Annotated in this window: 27 protein-coding genes and 2 tRNA genes; 16 read left to right on the forward strand and 13 right to left on the reverse strand. The window is 73.9% G+C overall.

Features of this window, described 5'->3' with window-relative positions:
* Positions 1 to 84: 84 nt before the first annotated feature.
* Positions 85 to 158: transfer RNA gene (locus C1708_RS03850), tRNA-Pro, on the reverse strand.
* Positions 159 to 338: 180 nt separating this feature from the next.
* On the opposite strand from C1708_RS03850, the gene C1708_RS03855 reads away from it, so the two are divergent.
* Positions 339 to 1,496, forward strand: coding sequence for a Gfo/Idh/MocA family protein (locus C1708_RS03855; protein WP_106411307.1), 1,158 nt, complete (start codon positions 339 to 341; stop codon positions 1,494 to 1,496).
* A gap of 27 nt (positions 1,497 to 1,523) precedes the next feature.
* On the opposite strand, the gene C1708_RS03860 is transcribed toward C1708_RS03855, so the two are convergent.
* Entirely contained in the window at positions 1,524 to 2,141 is a 618-nt protein-coding gene (locus C1708_RS03860; RefSeq protein ID WP_391663519.1) for a TMEM175 family protein, read from the reverse strand.
* 54 nt (positions 2,142 to 2,195) lie between these two features.
* Positions 2,196 to 3,230, reverse strand: a complete 1,035-nt coding sequence (locus tag C1708_RS03865; RefSeq protein ID WP_106411309.1) for a LacI family DNA-binding transcriptional regulator — start codon at positions 3,228 to 3,230, stop codon at positions 2,196 to 2,198.
* A 109-nt stretch (positions 3,231 to 3,339) separates the two neighbouring features.
* Between C1708_RS03865 and C1708_RS03870 the strand changes: the two genes are divergently transcribed.
* The 3 genes from C1708_RS03870 (at position 3,340) to C1708_RS03880 (ending at position 6,418) form a co-directional block, all read left to right on the forward strand.
* Entirely contained in the window at positions 3,340 to 4,515 is a 1,176-nt protein-coding gene (locus tag C1708_RS03870; RefSeq protein ID WP_106411310.1) for a phytanoyl-CoA dioxygenase family protein, read from the forward strand.
* Between the two features lie 50 nt (positions 4,516 to 4,565).
* Positions 4,566 to 5,342, forward strand: coding sequence for an SDR family oxidoreductase (locus C1708_RS03875; RefSeq protein WP_106411311.1), 777 nt, complete (start codon positions 4,566 to 4,568; stop codon positions 5,340 to 5,342).
* A 71-nt stretch (positions 5,343 to 5,413) separates the two neighbouring features.
* A complete protein-coding gene (locus C1708_RS03880) occupies positions 5,414 to 6,418 on the forward strand; it encodes a Gfo/Idh/MocA family protein (RefSeq protein WP_106411312.1) in 1,005 nt (334 codons plus the stop codon).
* A 51-nt stretch (positions 6,419 to 6,469) separates the two neighbouring features.
* Here C1708_RS03880 and C1708_RS36060 read toward each other — a convergent pair whose 3' ends face one another.
* From C1708_RS36060 to C1708_RS03910, 6 genes are all read right to left on the reverse strand, one after another.
* Entirely contained in the window at positions 6,470 to 6,679 is a 210-nt protein-coding gene (locus tag C1708_RS36060) for a hypothetical protein (RefSeq protein WP_157951234.1), read from the reverse strand.
* Positions 6,680 to 6,779: 100 nt separating this feature from the next.
* Positions 6,780 to 7,799, reverse strand: a complete 1,020-nt coding sequence (locus tag C1708_RS03890; protein ID WP_106411313.1) for a Gfo/Idh/MocA family protein — start codon at positions 7,797 to 7,799, stop codon at positions 6,780 to 6,782.
* 28 nt (positions 7,800 to 7,827) lie between these two features.
* Positions 7,828 to 8,730 (reverse strand): sugar phosphate isomerase/epimerase family protein, encoded by a 903-nt coding sequence (locus C1708_RS03895; RefSeq protein ID WP_106411314.1) that lies wholly within the window; start codon positions 8,728 to 8,730, stop codon positions 7,828 to 7,830.
* A 1-nt stretch (position 8,731) separates the two neighbouring features.
* On the reverse strand, positions 8,732 to 9,643 hold the full coding sequence (locus C1708_RS03900; RefSeq protein WP_106411315.1) for an ATP-binding cassette domain-containing protein: 912 nt from the start codon (positions 9,641 to 9,643) through the stop codon (positions 8,732 to 8,734).
* Positions 9,644 to 9,648: 5 nt separating this feature from the next.
* Complete coding sequence (locus tag C1708_RS03905; protein WP_106411316.1) at positions 9,649 to 10,728, reverse strand: ABC transporter permease; 1,080 nt, start codon at positions 10,726 to 10,728, stop codon at positions 9,649 to 9,651.
* The gene (locus C1708_RS03910; RefSeq protein WP_106411317.1) at positions 10,728 to 11,747 is read right to left on the reverse strand and encodes a sugar ABC transporter substrate-binding protein; all 1,020 of its coding nucleotides are present in this window, start codon (positions 11,745 to 11,747) and stop codon (positions 10,728 to 10,730) included. Before C1708_RS03910 ends, C1708_RS03905 begins: the two co-directional genes overlap by 1 nt.
* A 319-nt stretch (positions 11,748 to 12,066) precedes the next feature.
* Between C1708_RS03910 and iolC the strand changes: the two genes are divergently transcribed.
* From iolC to C1708_RS03940, 6 genes are all read left to right on the forward strand, one after another.
* Positions 12,067 to 13,059 (forward strand): 5-dehydro-2-deoxygluconokinase, encoded by a 993-nt coding sequence (gene iolC, locus C1708_RS03915; RefSeq protein ID WP_106411318.1) that lies wholly within the window; start codon positions 12,067 to 12,069, stop codon positions 13,057 to 13,059.
* Positions 13,060 to 13,072: 13 nt separating this feature from the next.
* Positions 13,073 to 13,948, forward strand: a complete 876-nt coding sequence (locus C1708_RS03920) for a Cgl0159 family (beta/alpha)8-fold protein (RefSeq protein WP_106411319.1) — start codon at positions 13,073 to 13,075, stop codon at positions 13,946 to 13,948.
* A gap of 37 nt (positions 13,949 to 13,985) precedes the next feature.
* Positions 13,986 to 14,903, forward strand: a complete 918-nt coding sequence (iolB, locus tag C1708_RS03925; protein ID WP_106411320.1) for a 5-deoxy-glucuronate isomerase — start codon at positions 13,986 to 13,988, stop codon at positions 14,901 to 14,903.
* Positions 14,900 to 16,771: a 3D-(3,5/4)-trihydroxycyclohexane-1,2-dione acylhydrolase (decyclizing) gene (gene iolD, locus C1708_RS03930; RefSeq protein ID WP_106411321.1), complete on the forward strand. Its 1,872-nt coding sequence runs from the start codon at positions 14,900 to 14,902 to the stop codon at positions 16,769 to 16,771. The genes iolB and iolD overlap by 4 nt, the downstream gene beginning before the upstream one ends.
* Positions 16,772 to 16,819: 48 nt before the next feature.
* Positions 16,820 to 17,605, forward strand: coding sequence for a GntR family transcriptional regulator (locus C1708_RS03935; RefSeq protein WP_106411322.1), 786 nt, complete (start codon positions 16,820 to 16,822; stop codon positions 17,603 to 17,605).
* Between the two features lie 89 nt (positions 17,606 to 17,694).
* Entirely contained in the window at positions 17,695 to 18,636 is a 942-nt protein-coding gene (locus C1708_RS03940) for an endonuclease/exonuclease/phosphatase family protein (protein ID WP_157951236.1), read from the forward strand.
* 68 nt (positions 18,637 to 18,704) lie between these two features.
* On the opposite strand, the gene C1708_RS03945 is transcribed toward C1708_RS03940, so the two are convergent.
* Positions 18,705 to 18,778, reverse strand: a tRNA-Pro gene (locus C1708_RS03945).
* 139 nt (positions 18,779 to 18,917) lie between these two features.
* Between C1708_RS03945 and C1708_RS03950 the strand changes: the two genes are divergently transcribed.
* A complete protein-coding gene (locus tag C1708_RS03950) occupies positions 18,918 to 19,463 on the forward strand; it encodes a DUF309 domain-containing protein (RefSeq protein WP_106411323.1) in 546 nt (181 codons plus the stop codon).
* A 50-nt stretch (positions 19,464 to 19,513) separates the two neighbouring features.
* Positions 19,514 to 20,290, forward strand: a complete 777-nt coding sequence (cobF, locus tag C1708_RS03955; RefSeq protein WP_106411324.1) for a precorrin-6A synthase (deacetylating) — start codon at positions 19,514 to 19,516, stop codon at positions 20,288 to 20,290.
* Here the strand turns inward: cobF and C1708_RS03960 are convergent.
* Positions 20,287 to 21,048 (reverse strand): cobalt-precorrin-6A reductase, encoded by a 762-nt coding sequence (locus C1708_RS03960; protein ID WP_106416141.1) that lies wholly within the window; start codon positions 21,046 to 21,048, stop codon positions 20,287 to 20,289. The genes cobF and C1708_RS03960 overlap by 4 nt on opposite strands.
* A 120-nt stretch (positions 21,049 to 21,168) precedes the next feature.
* Between C1708_RS03960 and C1708_RS03965 the strand changes: the two genes are divergently transcribed.
* Complete coding sequence (locus tag C1708_RS03965) at positions 21,169 to 22,587, forward strand: diacylglycerol/lipid kinase family protein (protein ID WP_106411325.1); 1,419 nt, start codon at positions 21,169 to 21,171, stop codon at positions 22,585 to 22,587.
* A 115-nt stretch (positions 22,588 to 22,702) separates the two neighbouring features.
* Here C1708_RS03965 and C1708_RS03970 read toward each other — a convergent pair whose 3' ends face one another.
* Positions 22,703 to 23,476: a sulfite exporter TauE/SafE family protein gene (locus C1708_RS03970; protein ID WP_106411326.1), complete on the reverse strand. Its 774-nt coding sequence runs from the start codon at positions 23,474 to 23,476 to the stop codon at positions 22,703 to 22,705.
* Positions 23,477 to 23,554: 78 nt separating this feature from the next.
* On the reverse strand, positions 23,555 to 24,742 hold the full coding sequence (locus tag C1708_RS03975; protein ID WP_106411327.1) for a thiolase family protein: 1,188 nt from the start codon (positions 24,740 to 24,742) through the stop codon (positions 23,555 to 23,557).
* A gap of 275 nt (positions 24,743 to 25,017) precedes the next feature.
* Here C1708_RS03975 and C1708_RS03980 point away from each other — a divergent pair, with 275 nt between their 5' ends.
* Genes C1708_RS03980 through C1708_RS03990 form a run of 3 tightly spaced genes read left to right on the forward strand, consistent with a single transcriptional unit; the run spans position 25,018 to position 26,541 of the window.
* Positions 25,018 to 25,500, forward strand: coding sequence for a Dps family protein (locus tag C1708_RS03980; RefSeq protein ID WP_106411328.1), 483 nt, complete (start codon positions 25,018 to 25,020; stop codon positions 25,498 to 25,500).
* 43 nt (positions 25,501 to 25,543) lie between these two features.
* On the forward strand, positions 25,544 to 25,876 hold the full coding sequence (locus C1708_RS03985; RefSeq protein WP_106416142.1) for a DUF3140 domain-containing protein: 333 nt from the start codon (positions 25,544 to 25,546) through the stop codon (positions 25,874 to 25,876).
* A gap of 2 nt (positions 25,877 to 25,878) precedes the next feature.
* A complete protein-coding gene (locus tag C1708_RS03990; protein WP_106416143.1) occupies positions 25,879 to 26,541 on the forward strand; it encodes an HhH-GDP family DNA glycosylase in 663 nt (220 codons plus the stop codon).
* Positions 26,542 to 26,591: the final 50 nt, after the last annotated feature.

Consider the following 26,591-nt stretch of genomic DNA (forward strand, 5'->3'; position numbering starts at 1 on the left):
GGAACACCCGTGGTCCGGCGTTCATTTCCCCGGCATGCGTCAGGGGGCCCGCCGACACCCGGCGGGCCCCCTGCTCTCGCATCGTCGGGACGACAGGATTTGAACCTGCGACCCCTTGACCCCCAGTCAAGTGCGCTACCAAGCTGCGCCACGTCCCGATGCGACTCCCGCGGCGAACCGCGTGATCTCGCAGGTCAACCCTACCGTATGCGGAGGGGAGGGTGGGCGGGTCCCCACGGAGGCAGCCCTCACCAATGTCCTGTCAAATGGTTGACAGGACAGGCGGGCGGGCCCGAAGGTGGGCGGGCAGGACAGGACCCGGCCGGAGAGAGGCAGTCATGGTGGATGCGCTGGGCGTCGCCGTCGTCGGATTCGGCTGGATGGGGCGGGTGCACACCCAGGCGTACGCGCGGGTGGCGCACCACTTCCCCGGGCTGCCGCTGCGTCCGGAGCTGGTCACCGTCGCCGAGGAGGTGCCGGGGCGGGCGGAGGAGGCCGCCGCGCAGTTCGGGTTCGCGTCGACGACCCGCGACTGGCGTGACGTGGCCGCCGACCCGCGCGTGCGCGCGGTCAGCGTCACCGCGCCGAACTTCCTGCACCGGGAGATCGGCGTCGCCATGGCCGAGGCCGGCAAGCACCTCTGGATCGAGAAGCCGGTCGGGCTGACGGCCAAGGACGCCCGGGCGGTCGCGGACGCGGTCGCCGAGGCAGGTGTCCAGGGCGCCGTCGGCTTCAACTACCGCAACGCGCCCGCCGTGGAGGCCGCCCGCGAGCTGATCGCCTCCGGCGGGATCGGCACGGTGACGCATGCCCGCGTCCGGTTGTTCAGCGACTACGCGGCTCACCCCGAGGGCGCGCTGACCTGGCGCTACGAACGGGAGCGCGGCGGCAGCGGGGTGTTGGGCGACCTGGCCTCGCACGGCGCCGACCTGGCCCGCTTCCTGCTCGGCGACATCGCGTCCCTGACCGCCGACACCGCGATCTTCCTCCCGGAGCGGGCCCGCCCGGCCGCCGCCACCGCGGGCCACTCCCGTGCGGCCGGCGGCGAGCCGGGGCCGGTGGAGAACGAGGACTACGTGAGCTGCCTGCTGCGGTTCGCGTCGGGCGCGCGGGGCGTGCTGGAGGCCTGCCGGGTCTCCGTGGGCGAGCAGAACAACTACGGCTTCGAGGTGCACGGCACCGAGGGGGCGGTGTTCTGGGACTTCCGCCGGATGAACGAACTGGGCGTCAGCCGCGGCACCGGCTACCAGGACCAGCCGGTGAGCACCGTGTACGTCGGCCCGGGCGACGGCGAGTTCGGCGCGTTCCAGCCGGGCGCGGCCAACGCCATGGGCTACGACGACCTGAAGGTGATCGAGGCGTACCGCTTCCTGCGGTCGGTCGCCGAGGGCGTCCCGTACGGCGCCACCCTCGCGGACGCGGTGCACAGCGCCACGGTGCTGGACGCGATGGTGCGGTCGGCGGAGGACGGGGTGTGGGTGGACGTGCCCGGGTGACACGCCCGGCGGCCCCGGCCCTGGCGCTCACCCCGCCGCCCGTGCGTCCTCCTTGCGCCCCAGCCACACCTTGACCGGCACCAGGACCAGCCACCACCACATGGCGGCGGGCCCCACCAGCAGGGCCAGCGGAATGGACACCACGAACACCGCCACGGTGGCGCCCAGGTCGAGGGCGTAGAGGAACTCGTCGCGGACGGGTCCGGCGTCGCCGCGCAGCCAGGGCCGGCGGCTGATGACGGCGGCGAGGGCGAGATGGACGGCGCCGAGGGAGGCCACCGCCGCCGAGTAGATGACGACGGAGGCGCGTTCGTCGCCGTACTCGGAGACCAGGGCGGTGGGGAACGGCAGCAGCGCGGCGAGGCCCAGACCGAGGACGGTCAGCCAGATCACGTCGGCGTCCACCTGCCGCACCGGGCGGAAGAGGGCCCGGTGGTCGCGCCAGAAGCCGGCCAGCACGGCGAGGGTGATCGCGTAGGCGCCCAGGTTGGGCAGGAGGTCGCCGAGCGCCTCGTGGAACCCCTCGGAGTCCAGCCCCTGCGGCACGCGGAGGTCGAGGACCAGCAGGGTGATGGCGATGGCGAACACGCCGTCGGAGAGCGCCACCAGCCGGTCCGGCCCGCCTTCCGTGGTCGGTTTCCTCATGCGCACGACGGTAGGCACGGCGGGCCCGGCGCGGGGCGGTACACGCCCGGCGGGTCACCCGGCCACGGCGGGGGCGGGCATGTTGTAGGGGGTGACCACCTGGATCGCGGACGGCAGGGTGGGTCCGGCGGGCGGCAGCGCGCCGTGGGCGCGCATCACCAGGTGGCAGGCCTCGCGCAGGTCGTGCCGCAGGTCGTGGTGGAGGACGGCGGAGAGCCGGTGCTCGCGCAGCAGCCGGGTGTTGTCGTGGTCGAGGTCGTGGGCGATGAACACGGCGCACTCGCGTCCGGCGTCCTCGAAGGCGCGCAGGGTGGCGATGTTGCCGCCGCCGATCGAGTAGACCGCGCGGATCTCCGGGTCGCGTTCCAGGGCGGCGCGGACCAGGTCGTACTGGGTGGCGTCCAGGCCCTGGCCCTCGGCGATCTCGACGAGGGTGCGCCCGGGGTGCCGGGCGCGCATGGTGCTGCGGAAGCCCATCTCGCGCTCCTCCTCGTTGCGGAAGAAGCCGCTGGAGAGGCTGGTGAGCACGTTGCCGGGCCGGTCGCCGAGCCACTGGCCCATGAGGTAGGCGGCGGTGGCGCCGGCCGCGCGGTTGTCGCTGCCGACGTGGCCGACGCGGGCGCTGACCGGCAGGTCCGTCACCAGGGTCACGACGGGGATGCCGGCCGCCGCGAGCCGGCCGACGGCGGCGGTGACCTCGGGGACGTCGGGGGCCTTGAGGAGGACGCCCTGGGAGCCGCGGCGGGCGATCCGGTCGAGGACGGCGACCAGTTCCTCCGCCGGGCCGGTCTCCCGGAAGTGGAAGCGGGAGCGCACCACCGCCGGGTGCAGGGAGGGCAGTTCGGCCTCCAGGGCGGTGCGGACGGCCGTGGAGAAGCGCTCCGGCGACTGCATGACGATGTCCACCATGAACGTCCGGCCGACCAGGCGGACCTGGGTGCGCTGCCGGTCCAGGTCGGCGATGGCCCGGTGCACCTCACGCGCGGTGCTCTCCCGCACCCCGCCGCGGCCGTTGAGCACCCGGTCCACCGTGGCCTCGCTCAATCCGGCCTGACGTGCGATGTCCCGGATCGGGAACGGGTGGCCCATGCGACTGCTCCTGAGGGTTTTTTGATGGGTTCCTGATGGTGGTGCGAGGGGTTTGTTCTGACAAGAATGACATCACCCGCGTCGCTCCGTGACCCGAAGGGACGATTCCATGCCCGCATCGTCTTCCGTGCAGACCCCCGCGCCGGCCGCCTGGCTGTCGGAGCGGGACTGCGATCTGGACGCCTTCCGCGCCCTGGTCGAGCAGTCGACCGACGCCTCCTCCTACCCGCTGGCCTCCGCCGTCGAGCGGAACGTGCTGCTCTACGACGCCGAGCGGCTGGCGCTCGCCGACCGCCGCACCGCTCAGGCCGAGCTGGTCCGCGCCCTCGCCGACGGCCCCGGCATCGTGGTGATCCGCGGCGCGTTCTCCGACACGTCGGTGGTGGACCGGACCACCGCCGTGTTCGACGCCCTGATCTCCCAGCAGCGGGCCTCGGGCGCCGCCGCCGGCGACCACTTCGCCGCGCCGGGCGCCAACGACCGGGTGTGGAACGCCCTGGAGAAGGCCGCGCTGCACGACCCGGAGGCGTTCGCCGACTACTACGCGAACGACATGATCGCCCTGGTGTCCACGGCCTGGCTGGGCCCCGGCTACCAGGTGACTTCGCAGGTCAACGTGGTCAACCCGGGCGGCGCGGCGCAGACCGTGCACCGCGACTACCACCTGGGCTTCCTCTCCGACGCGGCCGCGGCCGCCTACCCGGCGCACGTGCACCGCCTCTCCCCCGTGCTCACCCTCCAGGGCGCCGTCGCGCACTGCGACATGCCCGTGGAGTCCGGGCCGACGATGTACCTGCCGCACTCGCAGAAGTTCGAGGCCGGCTATCTCGCGTGGCGGCGGCCCGAGTTCCACGCGTACTTCGAGGAGCACCACGTCCAGCTCCCGCTGGCCAAGGGCGACGCCGTGTTCTTCAACCCGGCGCTGTTCCACGCCGCCGGCGCCAACCGCTCGGCGGACATCCGGCGCGCGGCCAACCTGCTCCAGGTGTCCTCCGCGTTCGGGCGGGCCATGGAGACCGTGGACCGCGAGGCCGTGGTGGGCGCCGTCTACCCGGTGCTGCTGGCGCGCAAGGCCGAGGGCGCCTCGGAGCAGTGGCTGGAGAACGTGATCGCGGCGAGCGCCGAGGGTTACCCGTTCCCCACCAACCTGGACAACGACCCGCCGGTCGAAGGGCTCGCCCCGCCCTCCCAGGCCGACGTGGTGCGCCGTGCGCTGCGCGAGAGCCGGACCGCGCGCGCCCTGCGCGACGAGCTGCGGGCCTGTGCCGCGCGGCGCGCGAGCTGACCCGGAACCGGAAGAACCCGGAAGAGACCCGAAGGACACCGAAGGACACCATGGGACTTCTCGACGACAAGGTCGTCCTCGTCAACGGCGGCAGCCAGGGTGTGGGTGCCGCCGTCGCACGGGCCGCGGTGCGCGAGGGCGCGGTCGTGGCGGTCAGCGGCCGCCGCCCGGAACCGGGCGAGGCGCTGGTCGCCGAACTCGCCGGACAGGGCGGCAAGGCCATGTTCGTACGGGCCGACCTGGCCGACGCCGAACAGGCCAAGGACTCCGTCGCCCAGGTCGTGCGGGCGCACGGACGGATCGACTGCCTGGTCAACTCCGCCGGACTGACCTCGCGCGGCACGCTCCTGGACACCACGCCGGAGCTGTTCGACCAGCACGTCGCCATCAACCTCAAGGCGCCGTTCTTCGCCATGCAGGCGGCGGTCGCGGACATGGTGCGGCGTGCCGAGCCCGGCACGATCGTCAACATCATCACCTCGTCCGCGCACGGCGGGCAGCCGTTCCTCGCCCCCTACGTCGCCGCCAAGGCGGGCCTGATGGGCCTGACGCGCAACGCGGCGCACGCCCACCGGTGGGACCGGATCCGGATCAACGGCCTGAACATCGGCTGGACCGCGACCGAGGGCGAGGACGCCACGCAGCGCGCCTTCCACGGCGCCGGCGACGACTGGCGGGAGCGGGCCGCCGCGCGGCTGCCCCTGGGCAAGCTCGGCCAGCCGGACGAGATCGCCGACTTCGTGGTCCTGCTGCTGTCCGACCGGTCCGGGGTGGTCACCGGGTCCGTCATCGACTGGGACCAGAACGTCCTCGGCGGACTCGACTGACCCTCCCCCGGACCCGCCCGCACCGACCGGCCGCACCGACGGCACCACCCGCACCCAAGGAGCACCGCCCCATGCGCATCGGAATCCTCGGCCTCGGCCGCATCGGCGCCTTCCACGCCGAGACCCTGTCCGGGCTCGACGCCGTCGAGTCCCTCGTCGTCTCCGACCCGTTCGCGGACGCCGCGAAGGCCGCCGCGGAGCGCTTCGGCGCGCAGGTCGCGGACTCCCCCGAGGCGGTGCTCGCGGCCGGGGTGGACGGCGTGGTCGTCGCCGCCGCCACCGACGCCCACCCGGGGCTGATCACGGCCTGCGTGGAGGCGGGCGTCCCCGTCTTCTGCGAGAAGCCCGTGGCCCGCACCATGGCCGAGGGCGTCGAGGTGCTGAAGGCCGTCGCGGGCCGGGACGTGCCGGTGCAGATCGGCTACAACCGCCGCTTCGACGCCGGTTTCGCCGCCGCCCGCGCCGCCGTCCGGGGCGGAGAGCTGGGCACGCTGCACACCGTGCGGTCGACCACGCTGGACCCGGCGCCGCCGCCGGCCGGGTACATCGCGGCGTCCGGGGGCATCTTCCGGGACTGCTCGGTGCACGACTTCGACATCATCCGCTGGGTGACCGGCCGCGAGGTGACCGAGGTGTACGCGGTCGGCGGCAACCGGGGCGCCGGCTACATCAAGGAGGCGGGCGACGCCGACACCACCGGGGCAATCCTCACCCTCGACGACGGCACCCTCGCGGTGGTCTCCAACAGCCGTCACAACGCCCGGGGTTACGACGTCCGCATGGAGATCCACGGCTTCACCGACTCCATCGCGGTGGGCCTGGAGGACAAGCTGCCGCTGCGCTCGGTGGAGCCGGGCGTGACCTTCCCGGCCGGTGTGCCGCACGACTTCTTCATGGACCGCTTCACCGACGCCTACCGCGCCGAACTCGCCGCCTTCACCGAGGTCGTGGCGGGCGCCCGCCCGTCGCCGTGCACGATCGAGGACGCCCTCGAGGCCGGCTGGATCGCCGAGGCGTGCACACGGTCGCTGCACGAGCACCGTCCCGTCACCGTCGAGGAGGTGCGGCAGGCATGAGCGGGTCCGCTCCGCGGCCGTCGCGCACCGGGACACCGAGGGCCGCGCGGATCACCTAGCGCTCTCGTCGCCCCGGCTCGGGCGGGCGGCCGCCGCCTGGTCGCGGTGGCCGCCCGCGACCGCTCCCGCGCCGGGGCCTCGGCCGCCGCGCACGGCGTGGAGCGGCCCCGCGGCCCGTACGCCGAGCTGTTCGCCGGCCCCGCCGAAGGCGTTCGCCGGCCGGGCGCGCCGGCCGGGACCCGCGCCTCCCCGCTCGGCCACGCGGGCAGCACGGCCGCGGCGACCGCCGGGAGGGGCAGCGGGACGTGCCCGCGCGGGGCCGGCCGTACGGTCACGGCCGGCCCCGCGCGGGCACGCGCGTTCAGGCGTACAGCGGCGGCTTCTGTGCGAGGTCGACCTCCACCCGGACGCCCTGCTCCAGCGCCCGGACGCCTGCTTCGCAGACGGCCGCGGCGGCGTAGCCGTCCCAGGTGCTCGGGCCGGTGACCTCGCCGCGGCGGGTGGCGTCGACCCAGGCCTGGACCTCGTCGTCGTAGGCCTGGGCGAAGCGGTCGGTCCAGTCCTGGGCGATGGCGCCGCCCCAGCGGCCGGCCATGTGGGTGACGAGCTGGTGGCCGTCGCCGATGCGGGCGGTGCCGCGTTCGCAGACCGCCTCGGCCTGCACCTGGTAGCCGAAGCCGCAGTTGACGAAGATCTCCACGTCGGAGAGCGCGCCCCCGTCGGTCTCCAGGACGACGAACTGCGGGTCGCGCAGTCCTTCGGGGGCGCCGGAGGAGGGTGCGGGGCGCAGCACCGTCACGGCGGTGATCTCGTGGCCCAGCAGCCAGCGGGTGACGTCGACCTCGTGGGCGACGGAGTCGCTGATCAGCATGGAGCTGGTGAAGAAGGGCGGGCTGGCCACGTTGCGGTGCCGGTTGTGCAGCATCAGCGGCCGGCCCAGCTGTCCGCTGCCCAGCAAAGCCTTGAGGCGGACGTACTCGGTGTCGTAGCGGCGCATGAAGCCGACCTGCACCCGGCGGTGGCCGAGGGCGGTTTCGGCTTCCATCACGCGCAGCGCGGAGGCCGCGTCGGGGGTGAGCGGCTTCTCGCACAGCACCGGCAGGTCGTGCACGAACGCGGTGAGCAGCGCCGCCTCGTGGGCGGGCCCGGAGGAGGCGACGAGGACGGCGTCGACGTCCGCCGACGCCAACGCCTCGGCCGCGTCGGTGTGGGCGGTGCAGCCGTCGACGCCGGCCGCGACGGCCTCGGCCCGTTCCTCGTCGATGTCGACGACCGCGGCGACCCGCGCCCCGCTGATCACCCGGTCGATCCGCCGCACGTGGTCGGCGCCCATGCGGCCGGTGCCGACGACCGCGATGCCGAGGGGCTCGCGCCGGTTCATGTGTCGCCTCCGGTCCGGGTGAGGGTGGTCAGGCGCCGCAGGAGCGGAGGAACTTGCGGGTGCGGACGGCGATGGGCAGCGGCTTGTCCGGCTCGCACGGGTACATGTCCTGCTCGACGATCGCGAACAGGTCCACGCCCAGCTTCTGCGCGGCCGTGAGGACCGGACCCAGCTCCGGCACGCCGGCCGGCGGTTCGCACATCACCCCGCGCTGGACGGCGGGCCCGAAGGGGATCTCGTTCTTGACGACGTCGGCGAGGATCTCGGGGTCCACCTGCTTGAGGTGCAGGTAGCCGATGCGTTCGCCGTAGGTCTCGATCAGCTTGACGCTGTCGCCGCCGCAGTAGGCGTAGTGACCGGTGTCGAGGCAGAGGCTGACCAGGCCGGAGTCGGTGGAGTCGAGGAAGCGCTCCACGTGCTCCTCGGTGTCGATGTGGGTGTCGGCGTGCGGGTGGACGACGATGTCCAGGCCGTACGTCTCCCTCACCTCGCGGCCGAGGCGTTCCATGCCCCGGGTGAGGTGGCCCCACTGCTCGGTGGTGAGCTCCGGCGGCTCCAGGATCTCGGCGGTCTTGTCGTCCCGCCAGAAGGACGGGATGACGACCAGGTGCTTCGCGTCCATCGCCCGGGTGAGCGCGGCGACGCGGCTGACCTGCTCCCAGGTGGCGTCCCACTCGGACGGGCCGCGGTGCAGCCCGCAGAAGATGGTGCCGGCGGAGACGCTGAGGCCGCGCCGCTGCACCTCGTCGGTGAGGCGGGCCGGGTCGGTCGGCAGGTAGCCGTAGGGGCCGAGTTCGATCCAGGAGTAGCCGGCCTCGGCGACCTCGTCGAGGAAGCGCTGCCAGGGCACCTGCTGCGGGTCGTCGGGGAACCAGACGCCCCAGGAGTCGGGGGCGGAACCGACCCGGATGCGGTCGAGCGCGACTGCCATGTCAGGACGTCCCTTCCGGGGTTGCGGCCGTGGGTGCGCGGAGGTCGCCGTTTTCGGGGAGCCCCTCCGTGTCGACGCCGCGGACCTGCGCGAGCTCGTGCTTGAGCGCGGCCAGTTCCGCGCCGCCCGCCATGTGGTTGGTCAGCTCCTCGAGGCTGACCTCGCTGCGGTCGGCGCTGAGCTCCAGGGTGCCCAGGCGCAGCACGTTGAAGTGGTCGCCGACCATGTAGGCGTGGTGCGGGTTGTGGGTGATGAAGATGACGCCGAGGCCTCGGTCGCGGGCCAGGGCGATGTACTTCAGGACGACGCCGGACTGCTTGACGCCGAGGGCGGCGGTGGGCTCGTCGAGGATGAGGACGCGGGCGCCGAAGTAGACGGCGCGGGCGATCGCCACGCACTGGCGCTGGCCGCCGGAGAGCGTGCCGATGGGCTGCTCCAGGTCGTCCAGGACGATGCCCATGTTGCGCAGTTCCTCGTCGGCGGTCCGCTTCATGCGGTCGATGTCGAGGCGGCGCAGCGGCCAGGGGCCCTTGGTCATCTCGGAGCCGAGGAAGAAGTTGCGCCACACCGGCATCAGCGGGACGACGGCGAGGTCCTGGTAGACGGTGGCGATGCCCCGGTCGAGGGCCTCGCGCGGGGTGGAGAACCGGACCGGTTCGCCGTCGACGAGGAACTCGCCCTCGGTGTGCTGGTGCAGCCCCGAGACGATCTTGATGAGGGTGGACTTGCCGGCGCCGTTGTCGCCGAGGACGCAGGTCACCTTGGCCGGGTGGACGGTCAGGTCGACGCCGTGCAGGGCGCGGATGTTGCCGTAGGACTTGCCTGCGGCGCGGAGCTCGACCAGGGGGCGGTCCTCGCCGGCCGGGGTGTCCGTGCGGACGGCACCGTCGGTGCCGGTCGTCTTGTCGGTCATTGCGGTCACCTCCGGGTCGCCGTGCGCTGGACCCACAGATTGATGAGGACGGCGCCGAGCAGCATCACGCCGAGGAAGGCCTTGAACCAGTCGGGGTTCCAGCCGGCGTAGACGATGCCCTGCTGCACCATGCCGAACATGAAGGCCCCGAAGACCGGTCCGATCGCCGAGCCGTAGCCGCCGGTCAGCAGGCAGCCGCCGATGACCGCCGCGGCGATGTAGATGAGCTCCTGGCCCACGCCCTCGCCGGACTGCACGGTGTTGAAGGAGAACAGGTTGTGCATGCCGACGAACCAGGCGCCGAAGCCGACCAGCATGAACAGGGAGATCTTGGTGAAGGTGACGGGGACGCCGACCGCGCGGGCGCTGTCCTTGTTGCCGCCGACCGCGAAGATCCAGTTGCCGTACTTGGTGCGCAGCAGGACCCAGGTGGCGAGCGCGGCGAAGACGAGCCACCAGACGACGGTGATCTTCACCTGGACGCCGCCGACCTCGAAGCTGGAGGCGAAGAGCGCCTTGGCCTGGTCGAAGCCGTCCATGTCGCTGATGCTGTCGGTGGCGACGTTGCCGGTGACGAGCTTGGTCACCGCGAGGTTCACGCCCTGGAGGATCAGGAAGGTGCCGAGGGTGACCAGGAAGCTCGGCAGCCCGGTCTTCACCAGCATCCAGCCGTTGAAGAAGCCGACCGCGAGGGACACCACGAGGGCGACGATCACTCCCGCCCACACGTTCAGGGTGAGCTGGTAGCTCAGCATGCTCGCGGTGAGCGCGGAGGTGACGACGGCGACGCCGGCCGAGAGGTCGAACTCGCCGCCGATCATCAGCAGCGCCACGGGCAGCGCCATGATCCCGATGGTCGACGACTGGTACAGGATGTTCGCCATCGAGCTGCCGTCGCGCACCGGCGGGGCGGCGAACAGGAAGAACACCAGGACGGCGACCGCGCCGAGGAACACGCCGACCTCGGGCCGGGCGAGCAGCCGCAGCGCCAGCGGGCGCCGCGCGGTGCGGCCGTCCTTCTGCTGCTCGGGGCCGGGGGCCGGCGGCGCGGTCGCCGCCGGCTCAGCCTGTTGGGCCATGCTCATCACCGGGTGCCCTTCGCGGCGAACTGGGAGACCGCCTCGACGTTGGACTTGTCGACGAACGCCGGACCCGTCAGGACGGGCTGCTCGCCGCCGCCGCTGTAGTTGCCGTTGTTCTTGTAGAGCCACAGGCCGTCGACGGCGAGGTAGCCCTGGAGATAGGGCTGCTGGTCCACCGCGAACTGGATGTCGCCGTCCTGGATGGCGCCGGTCAGCTCCTTGTTCAGGTCGAAGGTGGCGACCTTGGCCTTGCTGCCGGCCTCCTCGACGGACTGCACCGCGGTGGGCGCGAAGGGCGCGCCGAGGGTGACGACGTAGTCGATGGAGGTGTCCTGCTTCAGCTTGGCGGTGATGGTCGACTTCACCGACGGCATGTCGGTGCCGTTGACGTTGAGGACCTGCGTCTTGCCCTCGAAGGTCTTCTCCAGGCCGGCGCAGCGCTGGGTGAGACCGATGTTGCCCTGCTCCTGGACGACGCAGACCGCGTTCTTCGCGCCGACCTCGTTGAGCTTCTTGCCGAACGCCTCGCCCGCGACGGTCTCGTCCTGCCCGAAGAACTCCAGCAGCCCGAGGTCCTTCCAGTCGCTCAGTCCGGAGTTCAGGCCGACGACCGGGATGCCGGCCGCCTCGGCCTTGGCTATGACGCCCTTGAGCGCGTCCGGCTTGGCCAGGGTGACCGCGATGCCGTCGACCTTCTGGTCGATGGCGTTCTGCACCAGGTTGGCCTGGTTGCCCGCGTTCGGGTCGGCCGAGTAGATGAGCTTGACGTTGTCCTTGTCGGCGGCGGCCTGCGCACCCTTGCGGACGATGTCCCAGAAGGTGTCACCGGGGGCCTGGTGGGTGACCAGGGCGACCGTCATCCGAGGCGTCGAGGCCTTGCCGGCCGAGGCGTCCGCTCCGCCTTCCTCGGCCTTCTTGCCGCCGGAACCGCTGGAACAGCCGGCGAGGGTCAGGGCGGCTGCCGCCGCGGCCGCGACGAAGGGTGCGACTCTGCGGGAGCGGGGGTGGGAAGAGCGGTCCATCAGTCCTGCACCTCACTGTGCTTCACGGGGGAAAGGGCGAGGAGTCCGAGAGTCCGGTGCCCGGAACCTCGGGAGTCCGGGGGTGTGTGCCATCACACACGGCGGTTCTGCTGGGACGCGATCCAATCCCCGAAACCGCCTGCTGTCAATACTTTGTTAAGACATCATTTCACGCGCTCGTCCGAATGTAAGTACAAACTATTGACACCGCCGCCCCTCGAGACCTACACCTGGGAGGCGGCAGGTCCCCGGAAACGCGTCCCGCCGTGGCAGGGCGTCCTGGCACCCGCATCCCCAGCAGCTCGAGGAGCGTCGCTCAATGGCCGACACACCACAGTATTTCGACCTGGTCACCATGGGTCGCATCGGGGTCGATCTTTATCCCCTGCAGACCGGGGTGCCGCTGTCACAGGTGGAGACGTTCGGGAAGTTCCTGGGCGGCTCGGCCGCCAACGTCGCGGTCGCCGCGGCACGGCTCGGCCGCTCCACCGCGGTGATCACCCGCACCGGGGACGACCCCTTCGGCGCCTATCTGCACGAGGCGCTGAAGGACTTCGGCGTGGACGACCGCTGGGTGACGCCGGTGGCCGCCTACCCGACCCCCGTCACCTTCTGCGAGATCTTCCCGCCGGACGACTTCCCCCTCTACTTCTACCGCCGCCCCAAGGCCCCCGACCTGGAGATCCACCCGCACGAGCTGGACCTGCCCGCGATCCGCGCGGCCGGCATCTTCTGGATCACCGGCACCGGTCTGAGCGAGGAGCCCAGCCGCACCGCCACCCTCCACGCCCTCCGGGCGCGGGCCAAGGCCGGCACCACCGTCTTCGACCTGGACTGGCGTCCCATGTTCTGGCGGGACCCGGACCAGGCCCGTCCGTACTACCGCGAGGCGCTGCGCCACGCCACGGTCGCGGTGGGCAACCTCGACGAGTGCGAGGTCGCCACCGGGGTGCGCGAGCCCGAGGCGTGCGCCGAGGCGCTGCTGGCGGCCGGCGTGGAGCTGGCCGTGGTCAAACAGGGACCGCGGGGCGTGCTGGCCGTGCACCGGGACGGCACGCGGGCCGAGGTGGAGCCGGTGCCGGTCGAGGTGGTCAACGGCCTCGGCGCCGGCGACGCCTTCGGCGGCTCGCTCTGCCACGGTCTGCTCTCCGGCTGGGACCTGGAGCGGACCATGCGCCACGCCAACGCGGCCGGCGCCCTCGTCGCCTCGCGCCTCGCCTGCTCGTCCGCCATGCCGACCGGGCCGGAGGTCGCGGACCTCCTCGCGCGGGCCGTGGAGCCGGACGCGGCGGGCCGCCCGAGCCAGTCCTGAACGGAGCCCTTCCTTGAACCTCAGCATCCCCGACCTCACCACGGTCCGTGCCCGGCATCCCGAGGCCGTCGCCGAGGCGGCCGCCCGCCGGGCCCGCCGTCCGCTGATCGGCGACAGCGGACGGCTGATGATCGTGGCCGCCGACCACCCCGCCCGGGGCGCGCTCGGCATAGGCGACCGGCGCCTGGCCATGGCCGACCGGGCCGACCTGCTGGAACGCCTGCGCGTCGCGCTGTCCCGGCCGGGCGTGGACGGGGTGCTGGCCACCGCCGACATCCTGGAGGACCTGCTGCTGCTCGGCGCGCTGGAGAACAAGGTCGTCATGGGGTCGATGAACCGCGGCGGCCTCGCCGGGGCGTCCTTCGAGATGGACGACCGCTTCACCGGGCACCGCGCCGAGGACATCGCCCGGCTCGGCTTCGACGCGGGCAAGCTGCTGGTGCGGATCGACTACGACGACCCCGGCTCGCTCGCCACCCTGGAGTCCTCCGCCCGTGCCGTCGACGCGATGGCCGCACACCGGCTGCCGGTGTTCGTGGAGCCGTTCATCTCCCGCCGGGTGGACGGACGCGTCCGCAACGACCTGTCCGCCGAGGCCGTGACCCGGTCCATCGCCATCGCCTCCGGACTGGGCGGCACCTCCGCCTACACCTGGCTGAAGCTGCCGGTCACCGAGAACGTGGACGACATGGCGGAGGTGCTGCGCACCTCGACGCTGCCGGTGGTGCTGCTCGGCGGCGAGGTCGGCGACCAGGAGGCGGCCTACGAGCGGTGGGGCAAGGCGCTGCGGCTGCCCACCGTGCAGGGCATGGTCGTCGGCCGCTCCCTGCTCTACCCGGCCGAGGGCAGCGTGGAGACGGCGGTGGACACCGCCGTCGGCCTGTTGTGACAAGCCCGTACGACGACGTACGCAGACGGAGGCACCCATGACCCATCACCTTCCCGCGGGCGAGGCCGCGGCCGGCCCCTATGCCGTGGACGTGAGCCCGCGGACCGCCGGCTGGGGCTACTCGAGCCTGCGGGTGCTCGAGCTGCCGCCGGGCGGCACGCACGCCTTCGACACCGGTGACAGCGAGTGGATCGTGCTGCCGCTGAGCGGCGGCTGCACGGTCGCCTCGGACGACGACCTCGGCCACGAGGAGTTCGGACTCACCGGACGGACGAGCGTGTTCGACGGCGTGACCGACTTCGCCTACGTGCCGCGCGACGCCCGGGCCACCGTGTCGTCGGCGGCCGGCGGGCGGTTCGCGCTGACCGGCGCCCGCTGCACCCGGCGGCTGCCCGCGCGTTACGGGCCGGCGTCGGACGTGCCGGTGGAGCTGCGCGGCACCGGGAACTGCTCCCGCCAGGTCAACAACTTCGGCGCGGCCGTCCCCGCCGGAGGCGGTGACGGACAGGGTTTCGAGTGCGACAAGCTGATCGCGGTCGAGGTGCTCACCCCGGGCGGCAACTGGTCGTCCTTCCCGCCGCACAAGCACGACGAGCACCGGCCGGGCGAGGAGTCGGTGCTGGAGGAGATCTACTACTTCGAGTTCGCCGCCCACGACGGCACGCCGGGCCTCGGCTACCAGCGGGTCTCCCCGTCCGGTCCGGGCCGTGACACGGACGTGCTGGCCGAGGTGCGCGACGGCGACGTCGTCCTCATCCCGGACGGCTGGCACGGGCCGTCGATGGCGGTGCCCGGCCACCACATGTACTACCTGAACGTCATGGCGGGCCCCGGGGCCGAACGCGCCTGGCTGATCTGCGACCACCCCGACCACGCCTGGATCCGCGACACCTGGCCCCAGCAGCCCGTCGACCCCCGACTCCCCCTCTACACCGCACCGGAGAGGTCCGCATGAGCGCCACCACCCGCCGACTGACCACCGCCCAGGCCCTGGTGCGGTTCCTGGCCGCGCAGTACACCGAGCGGGACGGCGTGCGCCGCCGGCTGATCGCGGGCACCTGGGGCATCTTCGGTCACGGCAACGTCGCCGGTCTCGGGCAGGCGCTGGTCGAGTACCGCGACGCCATGCCGTACCACCAGGGCCGCAACGAGCAGGCCATGGTGCACGCGGCCGTCGGGTACGCCCGCCAGCTGAACCGGCTCTCCGCGCAGGCGGTGACGACGTCCATCGGCCCCGGCGCGACCAACCTGGTCACCGGCGCCGCGCTCGCCACGGTCAACCGGTTGCCCGTGCTGCTGCTGCCCGGCGACTACTTCGCCTCCCGCGCCGCCGACCCGCTGCTCCAGCAGCTGGAGCACCCCGTCGAGGCCGACGTGTCGGTCAACGACACGCTCCGCCCGGTGTCCCGCTACTTCGACCGGGTCACCCGCCCCGAGGCGCTGATCGCGTCCGCGCTGAACGCGATGCGGGTGCTCGCCGACCCGGCCGAGACCGGCGCCGTCACCCTCGCGCTGCCGCAGGACGTGCAGGCGGAGGCGTACGACTGGCCGGAGGAGTTCTTCGCCGAGCGGGTGTGGACGGTGCGCCGGCCCGCCCCGGACCCGGTGGAACTGGACGCGGCCGTGGCGGCGGTGCGGGCGGCGCGCCGGCCGTTGATCGTCGCGGGCGGCGGGGTGCACCACAGCGAGGCCGAGGGCGCGCTGCGGGCGCTGGTGGACGCCACCGGCATCCCGGTCGCCTCCACCCAGGCCGGCAAGGGCTCGCTGCGCCACGACCACCCCGCCGACCTGGGCGGCATCGGCCACACCGGCACCGCCGTGAGCGACGCGCTGGCCCGCGACGCCGACGTGGTGATCGGCGTCGGCACCCGCTACACCGACTTCACCACCGCCTCCGGCACGCTGTTCCGCGACCCGGACGTGCGGTTCGTGAACCTCAACATCACCGGCTTCGACGCCCACAAGCTCGCCGCGCGCACCCTGGTCTGCGACGCGCGCACCGGCCTGGAGCGGCTCGCCGAGGCACTGGCCGGGCACCGGGTGGACGCGGCGTACGAGGCGGAGTACCGGGCCGGGAAGGAACGCTGGGACGAGGTCGTCGCGGCCGCCCTGCGCGCCGAGGACGACACCGCCGTGCCGACCCAGACGCAGGTGCTCGGCGCGCTGGACGCGGTGGTCGGCGACGACGACGTGGTGATCAACGCGGCCGGCTCGCTCCCCGGCGACCTGCACAAGCTGTGGCGCGCCCGCAGCCCCCGCCAGTACCACCTGGAGTACGGCTACTCCTGCATGGGCTACGAGATCCCGGCCGCGCTGGGCGTCCAGCAGGCCGCGCCCGGCACGCCCGTCTGGGCGCTGGTCGGCGACGGCACGTACCTGATGATGCCCACGGAGATCGTCACGGCCGTCCAGGAGGGACTGCCGGTCAACGTGGTGCTGGTGCAGAACCACGGCTACGCCTCCATCGGCGGCCTGTCGGAGGAGACCGGCGGCGAGCGCTACGGCACCGCCTACCGGTTCCGCGCCCCCGACGGCTCCTTCACCGGCGCCCCGCTGCCGGTGGACCTCGCGGCCAACGCGGCCAGCCTCGGCATGGACGTGCTGCGCGCGAAGACGGTGCGGGAGCTGCGCGGCGCCCTCGCCGAGGCCCGTGCCTCCCACCGTCCGACCTGCGTCTACGTCGAGACCGACCCGACGCCGACCGCTCCCCCGGCCGAGGCCTGGTGGGACGTGCCGGTCGCGGAGGTCGCCACCCGCGAGCCCGCGCGGAAGGCCCGCGAACGCTACGACGCCCAGGTCGCCGGGCGCCGCCGCCACCTGTGAACCCGTCCCCCGCGCCCCGTCCCGGAGCCCCGACAGGAAGGCACGTCCATGGCGAAGACCGGTGACCCCGCACGCGCCGCGGCCGGCCCCGCGCTGCACTCCCTGGACTTCGCCCTGGACCGGGGCAGTCCGGTGCCGCTGTACTACCAGCTCGCCCAGCAGCTCGAAGCGGCGATCTCGGACGGGGTGCTCGCGCCCGGCGACCTCCTGGGCAACGAGGTGGACCTCTCCGTGCGCCTCGGCCTGTCCCGGCCCACCGTCCGCCAGGCCATCCAGTCCCTGGTCGACAAGGGGCTGCTGGTGCGGCGGCGCGGGGTGGGCACGCAGGTGGTGCACAGCCAGGTGCGCCGCCCCCTGGAGCTGACCAGCCTCTACGACGACCTGGAGGCGGCCGGGCAGGCCCCGACCACGGAGGTCGTCCGCAACGAGACCGTCCCGGCCCCGCCCGGCGTCGCCGCCGCCCTGGGGCTTCCCGAGGGCGGGGAGGTGATCGTGCTGGAGCGGCTGCGCCGCACCCACGGCCTGCCGGTCGCCCTGCTCGGCAACTACCTCCCGGCCGGCCTGCTCGACCTGGACGGCGCCCGGCTGGAGGCGACCGGCCTGTACCGGATGATGCGCGCGGCCGGCATCACCCTGCACAGCGCCCGCCAGACGGTAGGGGCCCGCTCGGCGACCGCCGAGGAGGCGTCCCGCCTGGACGAGGAGGAGGGCGCGGCGCTGCTCACCATGCGGCGCACCGCCTACGACGACACGGGCCGGGCGGTGGAGTACGGCAGTCACCTCTACCGCGCGTCCCGGTACTCGTTCGACTTCCAGCTGCTGGTCAGACCGTGACCCCGTGAACCGGGAGGCGGCCCCGGCTCGTCCTGATCGTCAGGATCGATCACCCGGACCGATCACCCGGACGAGCGGAGGGAGCGGCGGTGGACCTCGTGACCTCCCGCCCGGTACGGGGGCGGGTGCCGGCGGCCCTCGCCGTGCTGACGGCGGGGCTGCTGGCGTTCCACCGCGCGGTACCGAACACGCCGGGCCGGGTGGGGAGCCTGCTGGAGTCGTTCCTGCCGTGGCTCGGCCTCGTCGTCGTCCCCCTGTTCCTCCACGGCCTCCTGCGCCGCGCGCCCGCCGCACTGGTGGCCGTGCTGCTGCCCGTCGCGGTGTGGACCCGCCTCTTCGGCGGGCTGCTGCTGCCCGCGGACGCGGCCGGGCCGCCCGACCTGGTCGTGGTGCAGCACAACGTCGCCGACGACAACCCCGACCCGGCGGGCACCGCCCGCGCCCTCGTCGACGCGGGCGCGGACCTGATCGCGCTGGAGGAACTGGCGCCGGACGCGCTGCCGGCGTACGAGCGGGTCCTCGGCGCGCGCTATCCGCACCACGTGGTGCGGGGCACCGTCGGGCTCTGGTCGCGGCACCCGCTGAGCGGCGCGCGGGCGGTGGACATCAAGCCGGCGGACCTCACCGAGCCGTGGAGCCGGGGGCTGCGGGCGGTGGCCGGGACTCCGCGCGGCGAGGTCGCGGTGTACGTGGCGCACCTGCCGTCGGTGCGGATCGGGCCGGGGGGCCTGGCGTCCGCCCGGCGGGACGAGAGCGCCGTCCTGCTGGGACGGGCGGTGGCGGCCGAGCCGCTGGACCGGGTGATCCTGCTGGGCGACCTCAACGGCACGGTCGACGACCGGGGTCTGGCGCCGCTGACGTCCCGGCTGGAGGTGCCGCGGCGCGGGTTCGCGTTCAGTTTCCCCGCCGGGCTGCCCCTCGTGCGGATCGACCAGGTGATGGCCCGCTCGGCGGCCGTCGGCCTCCTCCGCGCCCTGCCCGCCACCGGGAGCGACCACTTGCCGGTGACGGCCCGGATCACGCTCCGCTGAGACGGCCCCTACGACGAAGGCCGTATCGGAGAACTCCGATACGGCCCGACGACCTGCTGCGTCGCACGTCGGGACGACAGGATTTGAACCTGCGACCCCTTGACCCCCAGTCAAGTGCGCTACCAAGCTGCGCCACGTCCCGGTGCGCGTCGCGCGGGTGAACCGCGTGATCGCGCGATGAGCACTTTACCGCACATCCGGCGCCGGACCGAAGCCGGGCGGGGAGTCGGACCGTGAGCGGTGCGGTGAGCGGTGCGGTGAGCCGGGGCACAATCGGCCGTATGGGCACCACGGACAGCACATCCACGGACAGCCGGTCCACCGGCCGCGCGGTCGCCGGGCGCGACCGCGACGAGGAGGGACGGGCGCGCAACGCACGCCCGAGGGACGGGCTCGGGCGGCCCCTGCCGTACGGCGAGGAGGGCGTGCCCCGGCAGCCGGAAGGAGTGGTGCGGCGGCCGGAGGAGAGCGTCGCCGAGGCGCAGCGGCTGCTGGACGAGGGCAAGCCGTTCCACGCGCACGAGGTGTTCGAGGACGCCTGGAAGTCGGGTCCCGAGCGGGAGCGGGAGCTGTGGCGGGGGCTGGCCCAGATGGCCGTCGGGCTCACGCACGCCGCACGCGGGAACGTGACCGGCGGGGCGCGGCTGCTGCGGCGCGGGGCGGGCGCCGCCGAGGAGTGGGCGGCGGGCGCGGAGAGCCGGCCGCACGGGATCGACCTGCCCGGGGTGATCGCCTGGGCGCGGGAGCTGGCGGCGGAGGTGGAGCGCGGGGACGCCGGTCCGCCGGACCCGGGTGCGCGTGCCCCCCGGCTGCGGGGCACCGCCTGACCCGGGGGTGCGGTGCGGGCGCGTCCGGGGGCGTGCGGCAGACTCGGGGCGTGCGGACTCTTCATGTGATCGGTATCGGCGCGGGCGACCCCGACCAGCTCACCCTGCAGGCGGTCAAGGCCATGCGGGACACGGACGTGTTCTTCCTCCTGGACAAGGGCGAGGCGAAGGCGGACCTGACCCGGTTGCGCCGGGACATGCTGGAGACGCACCTGGCGGACCGTGCGTACCGCGTCGTCGAGGCGCGTGACCCGGAGCGGGACCGCTCGGCGGGCGGCACCGCCTACTCCCCCGCCGTCGGCGACTGGCGCAGCGCCCGCGCCGACATCTACGAGCGGCTGATCACCGAGGAGCTGGGCGAGGACGAGACCGGCGCGTTCCTGGTGTGGGGCGACCCCTCGCTGTACGACAGCACGCTCGGCATCCTCGAGGAGGTGCGGGAGCGGGGCACGGTCGCCTTCGACCACGACGTCGTACCGGGCGTCAGCAGTGTGTCGGCCCTCGTCGCCCGGCACCGCACGGGACTCAACCGGGTGGCGCGCCCGGTGCAGATCACCACGGGACGGCGGCTGGCGGAGGAGGGATTCCCCGAGGGGGTGGACGACGTGGTGGTGATGCTGGACGCCCACCAGCGCTTCCGCGCCTTCGCCGGCGAGGACGTGGACATCTACTGGGGCGCCTACATCGGCACCCCGGACGAGATCCTGGTCTCCGGTCCGGTCGCCGAGGCCGCCCCGCGCATCGAGCGGCTGCGCGCCGAGGCGCGGGAGCGCAAGGGCTGGATCATGGACACGTATCTGCTGCGCCGCTCCCCCGGCGAACGCTAGGTCCCGCGGGTCCGCGCGAGGACGCCGTCCAGCCGGCGCAGCACCGCCGGCACGTCGGGGAGCGCGGTGACGCCGTCGGGCAGGGGCGGGCGGCGGACGACGACGACCGGGAGGCCGAGGTCGCGGGCGGCGGTGAGTTTCGCCGAGGTCGCCGCGCCGCCGCTGTCCTTCGTCACCAGCACGTCGACGCGGTGCTCGCGCAGCAGGGCCGTCTCGTCGGCCGCGGTGAACGGGCCGCGCGCCAGCACGACGTGGGTGTGCGGGGGCAGCGGCGGCTCGGGGGGTTCGACCGACCGTACGACGAAGCTCAGTTCCGCGAGTCCGGCGAAGGCCGCGAGGCCGAGACGCCCGGTGGTCAGGAAGACCCGGCGCCCGAGTCCGGGCAGCAGGGCGGCGGCCGCCTCCAGGGAGGGGACCGGGTGCCAGCGGTCGCCGGGGCCGGGCCGCCAGCCGGGGCGGCGCAGCACCAGCAGGGGCACCCGCGCGGCGGCGGTGGCGCGGGCCGCGTTCGCGGTGATCGTCGCGGCGAACGGGTGGGTCGCGTCGACGACGGCGTCCACGCCCTCCTCGCGCAGCCAGGCCGCCAGTCCCTCCGGGCCGCCGAAGCCGCCCACCCGCACCTCGCCGTCGAGCGCGCCCGGCCGGGTCACGCGCCCGGCGAGCGAGGTCGTGGTCCGGGTGCCGGGGCGGGCGGCCAGCGCGGGGGCCAGCCTGCGCGCCTCGGTGGTACCGCCGAGAATCAGCACGTGCGGGGACATGCGCCGAGCGTACGGGCCGGGGCCCGGACACCGGGCGGCGGCCCGTCCGCCGGTGATCACCGTCGGCCCGCATGCCCGTGCGTCTTCGCCCTACGATGACGCCGGGCGACCTAAGGAGTCATGGCCGTGGACTGGAGCATGCGGGGCTATCACGCCCAACGGTGGGCGGCGCGGGGGGCGTTGCTCGCGGCGGCGCTCGCGGTGGCGACCCCCCTGGTCTACGGCGGGCTGCGCGGACTGCTGCTCCTGGTGCTGGGGGCGGCCGGGCTGGGGCTGAGCGCGGCGGCCCTGTGGTGGACGCTGACGTTGCGCGGGCCGCTGCGGTGGGGGGCCGCACTGGTCGCGGTGTGCGTTCCGGCGGGTCTGCTGACGCTGTTCGCGGTGACGCTGTTCTGGGCGCTGCTGGTGTCGCTGGCGCTGTGGGCTCTGGCGGTGTGGAGCGGCAGGTACGCGCTGCGCGGGACCGGCGGGCACGCCCCGGTGCGGGAGCGGCGGCTGCCGCCGCCCCGGAAGCCGGTGCTGATCATGAATCCGCGGTCGGGCGGCGGCAAGGTGGGCCGGTTCCGGCTGCGGGAGAAGGCGGAGCGGCTGGGCGCGCGGGTGGTGCTGCTGGAGCCGGGCAGGCAGCACGACGTCACGGAGCTGGCGCGGGCCGCCGTGGCGGACGGCGCGGACCTGCTGGGCGCGGCGGGCGGCGACGGCACGCAGGCGCTGGTCGCGGCCGTGGCCGCCGAGCACGACATCCCGTTCCTGGTGATCAGCGCGGGCACCCGCAACCACTTCGCGCTGGACCTCGGACTGGACCGGGGGAACCCGGCGGCGTGCCTGGACGCGCTGACGGACGGGGTGGAGCTCCGGGTCGACCTCGGGTTCGCCGGGGACCAGCCGTTCGTGAACAACGCGTCGTTCGGCGCGTACGCGGCGATCGTGCAGAGTCCCGCGTACCGCGACGACAAGCTCGGGACGAGTCTGGAGATGCTGCCGGACCTGCTCACCGGGCAGCAGGGGCCCCGGCTGGTCGCCCGCGCCGGGGACACCACGCTGACCGCGCCGCAGGCGGTGCTGGTCAGCAACAACCCGTACCGCACCGGCGACCCGTTCGGGCTCGGGCGGCGCGAGCGGCTGGACTCGGGGACGCTCGGCGTCCTCGGGGTGAGGGTGGAGGGCGCGATCAGCGCCGCCGCGCTGCTGCTGAACCCGGACCCGGCGGGGCTGACGGTGCTGACGGCGCCGGAGGTGGTCGTCGAGGCGGACCGGGACGAGATCGAGGCGGGTGTCGACGGCGAGGCGATGGTGCTGCCCGCGCCCGTGCGCTGCCGCATCGCGGCGGGTGCGCTGCGGGTCCGCGTGCCGCGCAAACGGCCCGGTGTCGCCCCGGGCCCGCCCCGGCTGGACTGGCGCCGCCTGCGCAAGCTGGCCGCGACAGTCGGCCGCACGGCGGCCCCGAGCCACCTCCACCGGCCCCGCCGCACGTCACGGCGCCTCGAGGCGCCCGACCGCCTGGAGACGGCGACACCGGGCGGCCCGCCCGGCCCCTGACCCCGGACCGGCCGGACGGGCACGCCCGAGCGCCGGAGGCACGCACGCGCGAAGCCCGCACCGGCCCCACGCGCGCCCGGGACCTTCCGCCGTCCGGGGCCTGGAGCCCGGCCGCTCAGCGCAGCAGCAGCTGCAGTCCCCCCGCCACCGTCGCCGCGATGACCAGGTGTTCGAAGAGCCGCTGGTTGATCCGGGTCACCGCCCACGTGCCGAGGAACGCGCCGGGCACCACGAACAGCACCAGGGCCGCGTCCAGCAGCAGCGAGTCCGCGTCGATGAGGCCGAGCCCCGCGCTGAACGGCAGCTTGGACGTGTTGACGATGAGGAAGAAGAACGCCGAGGTGCCCAGGAAGCCCAGCTTCCGGAAGCCCGCGGAGAGCAGGTACATCGACATCACCGGGCCGCCCGCGTTGGCGACCATGGTGGTGAAACCGCCGAGGACGCCGTAGGACCGGGCCTTGGCACGGCCCGCCCGGGTGGTGACCCCGTCGGGTTCCGCCTCGGCGTCGGCGCGGCGCCGGCGCCACATCGTCACCCCGGCCATCAGCAGCAGGATCGCCCCGATCGAGGTCCGCACGATCCTGTCGTCCGCCCACATCAGGAAGACGGTGCCGACGACCACGCCCGCCGCGACGGCCGGGAACAGCCGCCACAGGGTGGGCCAGTGGGCGTGCCGCCGGTAGGTCAGCACGGCGAGGACGTCCCCGGCGATCAGGAGGGGCAGCAGCACGCCCGTGGACTCCCGGGCGGGCAGCACGGCGGCGAACACGGCGAGACTCACCGTGTTCGCGCCGCTGACGGCGGTCTTGGAGAACCCGACGAGCAGGGCCGCGAAGGCCAGCGCGGCGAATTCCCAGCCGGTGAGGTCCCAGAGGGTCATGGTGTTCATGCGGCGACCGATGTTACGTGCGGGCACCGGCCGCCGGTGCGGCGCGTCCCGCCGGGTGACCGCCGCGGCGGCCGTCCGTCAGTGCCGTTCGACCAGCACCGCGCTGCCCTGCCCCACGCCGACGCACATGGTGGCGAGACCCCGTCCGGCGCCGGTGCGGCGCATGCGGTGCAGCAGGGTGGTGAGGATGCGGGCGCCGGAGCAGCCCAGCGGGTGGCCGAGCGCGATGGCGCCGCCGTCGGGGTTCACCCGCTCCGGGTCGATGCCGAGCTGGTCGACGCAGGCCAGGGCCTGGGCGGCGAACGCCTCGTTGAACTCGGCCTCCTGCACGTCGCCGATGTCCCATCCCGCGCGGGCGAGCACCTTGCGGGTGGCGGGGACGGGGCCGATGCCCATGACGTCCGGGTGGACGCCCGCGGAGCCGCCGGCGACGTAGCGGCCGAGCGACTCCAGGCCCAGGTCGTTCAGGGCCTGTTCGCTGACCAGGATCAGTCCGGCGGCGCCGTCGTTCATCGGGGAGGCGTTGCCCGCGGTGACCGAGCCCCCGGCGCGGAACACCGGCTTCAGCCGGCCGAGCTTCTCGAGGGAGGTGTCCTCGCGGACGCACTCGTCGGCGTCGACGACCACGCCGTCCGGTCGGGTCACCGGCAGCAGTTCGTCGTCGAAGTGGCCGTGTCTGCGGGCCTCGGCGGCACGCCGGTGGCTGCGCAGGGCGAACTCGTCCTGGCGCTCGCGCGTGATGCCGTACCGGCCGGCGACCTCCTCGGCGGTCTCGCCCATGGCCAGCAGACCGTGCAGTTCCTTCATCGCCGGGTTGACCAGCCGCCAGCCGAGCCGCGTGTCGTGCGTCTCGACGCGGTGCGGGAGGGCCTCGTCGGGGCGGGGCAGCACGAAGGGGGCGCGGCTCATGGACTCGGAGCCGCCGGCGATCACGATGTCGGCCTCACCGGCCGCGATGGTGCGGGCGGCGGTGGTGACGGCCTCCATGCCCGAGGCGCACAGGCGGTTGACCGTGGCGCCGGGGACGGACTCGGGGAGGCCCGCGAGCAGGGCGGCCATGCGGGCGACGTTGCGGTTGTCCTCGCCGGCCTGGTTGGCGGCGCCCCAGTGGACGTCGTCGACGCGGGCCGGGTCCAGCGCGGGCACGTCGGCGACCAGACCGCGGATCACCGCGGCGGCGAGGTCGTCGGGCCGTACGCCGGAGAGGGCTCCGCGCAGTTTGCCGATGGGGGTGCGGCGGGCGGCCGCGAAGTGGACGGGACGCACGAGGGACTCCTGATCCGGAAGCCGACGGCCGGGCTGCCAATCGGCGGCTCACTTAATTAGCACCGCTAGTTTCGGACTATAGACCGCCCGGCCCCTCCCCGGGAAGATCCTGGAGGTCACGGCCGGTCCTCCCGTACCGCCGACCGGGTTTGTCCCGGTGGGCCGGGGTACCCGCGCGTTCACGGAGTGGTCGCGGAGCGCGGCCCGCGCGGCGGCACCGCACGCGGGTCCCGCCCTCGCGCCACGAGCGCATCGACTGGGAGGAACACCACTTCATGACCGTCGTGAGGAGCACACTTCCGGACGAGGCCCGCCGGATCTCCGGCGAGGCCCTCCAGGAGACCCTGATCGACCTGCTCGGCCTGTCCCTGATCGGCAAGCAGGCGCACTGGAACGTCGTGGGGCCGCGGTTCCGCTCGGTCCACCTGCAGCTGGACGAGGTGGTCTCGGCCGCGCGCACGCACGCGGACACGGTGGCGGAGCGCGCCTCGGCGCTCGGCGTGCCGCCGGACGGCCGCCCGGAGACGATCGCCAAGGTCTTCTCCCTGCCGGCGCCCGCGGAGGGCTGGCTGCGCGACTCGGAGGCCGTCGAGGTGATGACGGACGCCCTGGGCGCGGCGATCACGCGGCTGCGTGAGCGCATCGACGCCACCGAGAAGGCCGACCTGGTCACGCAGGACCTGCTGATCTCCATCACCGCCGACCTGGAGAAGCAGCGCTGGATGTTCGAGGCGGAGAACCACCCGCGGGAGTCCTGAGACGCCCCCGGGCGCACGACGTACGGGAACGAAGGGGCACATGATGAGCGACGCCCTCGAGGTGGACGCGCTGTGGGAGGACTTCCACCGCGTGGTGAACATGACGTCGGCCGAGCTGGCCGCCTGGCTGCGGGTCAGTGACGCCGGCGAGACGACGGAGCCGCTGCCGGACCGGGCGGGCGGCGAGACCGGGCAGCGCGTCCTGGCCATCCTGCAGAAGCGCCGCACCGACCTCACCGAGGACGACCTGCGGGTGATGGAGGAGGTCGTGGACACCGTCACCGGCGAGACCGACCTGGAGAACGAGCCGGCGGCCGAGGACGCGGACCGCCGCCACCGCCTGATGAGCCTGGGCCACGACCCGCTCAAGGCGTGACCGTGGCAGGCCGCGACGACGAACGGGCCGTGGTGCGCGCCCTCGTCGACGCGCACGGCGAGACGTACGCGCACGAGGCGGGCATCACCCTGCGGAACACCCCGCAGCCGCTGTACCGGCTGCTGGTGCTCGCCCATCTGCTCAGCGCCCGCATCCGGGGGCCGGTCGCCGTGGCCACCGCCCGTGCCCTGCACGAGGCGGGGCTGCGCGACCCCCGCCGGATGGCAGCGGCGTCCTGGCAGGAGCGGGTCGACGCCCTCGGCCGGGGCGGCTACCGGCGCTACGACGAGCGCACCGCCACCCAACTCGGCGAGGGGGCCGAGCTGTTGCTCGGCCGCTGGGGCGGCGACCTGCGCCGGCTGCGCGCCGAGGCGGACGGCGACGTGGACGAACTGAGCCGCCTGCTGCGGGAGTTCCCCGGTGTCGGTCCCTCCGGCGCGGCCATCTTCCTGCGCGAGGTGCAGGCGGTGTGGCCCGAGGCGGGTCCTCAGGTGGACGCCAAGGCGCTGCAGGGCGCCGGGCGGCTGGGGCTGCCGCAGGACCCGGACCGGCTGCTCGGCCTCGCGGGCGGGACGGAACCGGCCGTGCTGTCCTCGGCCCTGGTGCGCGCGGCGCTCGACAAGGACGTCGTCGAGGACACCCTGCGCGAAGCCGCGGCGCGCTGACCCCCGCTCACCTTCCTCACGGGTCGCCCCGTTCCACGGGGCGACCCGTT

The organism is Streptomyces sp. DH-12, assembly GCF_002899455.1.
Taxonomy (GTDB): Bacteria; Actinomycetota; Actinomycetes; order Streptomycetales; family Streptomycetaceae; genus Streptomyces.

Bases quoted from the DNA above. Each gene is read 5' to 3' on its own strand.
- C1708_RS03905 (WP_106411316.1), bottom strand. From the start codon at position 10,728: ATGAGCATGGCCCAACAGGCTGAGCCGGCGGCGACCGCGCCGCCGGCC.
- C1708_RS03960 (WP_106416141.1), bottom strand. From the start codon at position 21,048: ATGTCCCCGCACGTGCTGATTCTCGGCGGTACCACCGAGGCGCGCAGG.
- C1708_RS03900 (WP_106411315.1), bottom strand. From the start codon at position 9,643: ATGACCGACAAGACGACCGGCACCGACGGTGCCGTCCGCACGGACACC.
- C1708_RS03965 (WP_106411325.1), top strand. From the start codon at position 21,169: ATGGCCGTGGACTGGAGCATGCGGGGCTATCACGCCCAACGGTGGGCG.
- C1708_RS03950 (WP_106411323.1), top strand. From the start codon at position 18,918: ATGGGCACCACGGACAGCACATCCACGGACAGCCGGTCCACCGGCCGC.
- C1708_RS03875 (WP_106411311.1), top strand. From the start codon at position 4,566: ATGGGACTTCTCGACGACAAGGTCGTCCTCGTCAACGGCGGCAGCCAG.
- C1708_RS03880 (WP_106411312.1), top strand. From the start codon at position 5,414: ATGCGCATCGGAATCCTCGGCCTCGGCCGCATCGGCGCCTTCCACGCC.
- C1708_RS03980 (WP_106411328.1), top strand. From the start codon at position 25,018: ATGACCGTCGTGAGGAGCACACTTCCGGACGAGGCCCGCCGGATCTCC.
- C1708_RS03855 (WP_106411307.1), top strand. From the start codon at position 339: ATGGTGGATGCGCTGGGCGTCGCCGTCGTCGGATTCGGCTGGATGGGG.
- C1708_RS03985 (WP_106416142.1), top strand. From the start codon at position 25,544: ATGAGCGACGCCCTCGAGGTGGACGCGCTGTGGGAGGACTTCCACCGC.
- C1708_RS03895 (WP_106411314.1), bottom strand. From the start codon at position 8,730: ATGGCAGTCGCGCTCGACCGCATCCGGGTCGGTTCCGCCCCCGACTCC.
- C1708_RS03910 (WP_106411317.1), bottom strand. From the start codon at position 11,747: ATGGACCGCTCTTCCCACCCCCGCTCCCGCAGAGTCGCACCCTTCGTC.
- iolD (WP_106411321.1), top strand. From the start codon at position 14,900: ATGAGCGCCACCACCCGCCGACTGACCACCGCCCAGGCCCTGGTGCGG.
- C1708_RS03865 (WP_106411309.1), bottom strand. From the start codon at position 3,230: ATGGGCCACCCGTTCCCGATCCGGGACATCGCACGTCAGGCCGGATTG.
- iolC (WP_106411318.1), top strand. From the start codon at position 12,067: ATGGCCGACACACCACAGTATTTCGACCTGGTCACCATGGGTCGCATC.
- C1708_RS03935 (WP_106411322.1), top strand. From the start codon at position 16,820: ATGGCGAAGACCGGTGACCCCGCACGCGCCGCGGCCGGCCCCGCGCTG.
- C1708_RS03860 (WP_391663519.1), bottom strand. From the start codon at position 2,141: ATGAGGAAACCGACCACGGAAGGCGGGCCGGACCGGCTGGTGGCGCTC.
- iolB (WP_106411320.1), top strand. From the start codon at position 13,986: ATGACCCATCACCTTCCCGCGGGCGAGGCCGCGGCCGGCCCCTATGCC.
- C1708_RS03970 (WP_106411326.1), bottom strand. From the start codon at position 23,476: ATGAACACCATGACCCTCTGGGACCTCACCGGCTGGGAATTCGCCGCG.
- C1708_RS03870 (WP_106411310.1), top strand. From the start codon at position 3,340: ATGCCCGCATCGTCTTCCGTGCAGACCCCCGCGCCGGCCGCCTGGCTG.
- C1708_RS03890 (WP_106411313.1), bottom strand. From the start codon at position 7,799: ATGAACCGGCGCGAGCCCCTCGGCATCGCGGTCGTCGGCACCGGCCGC.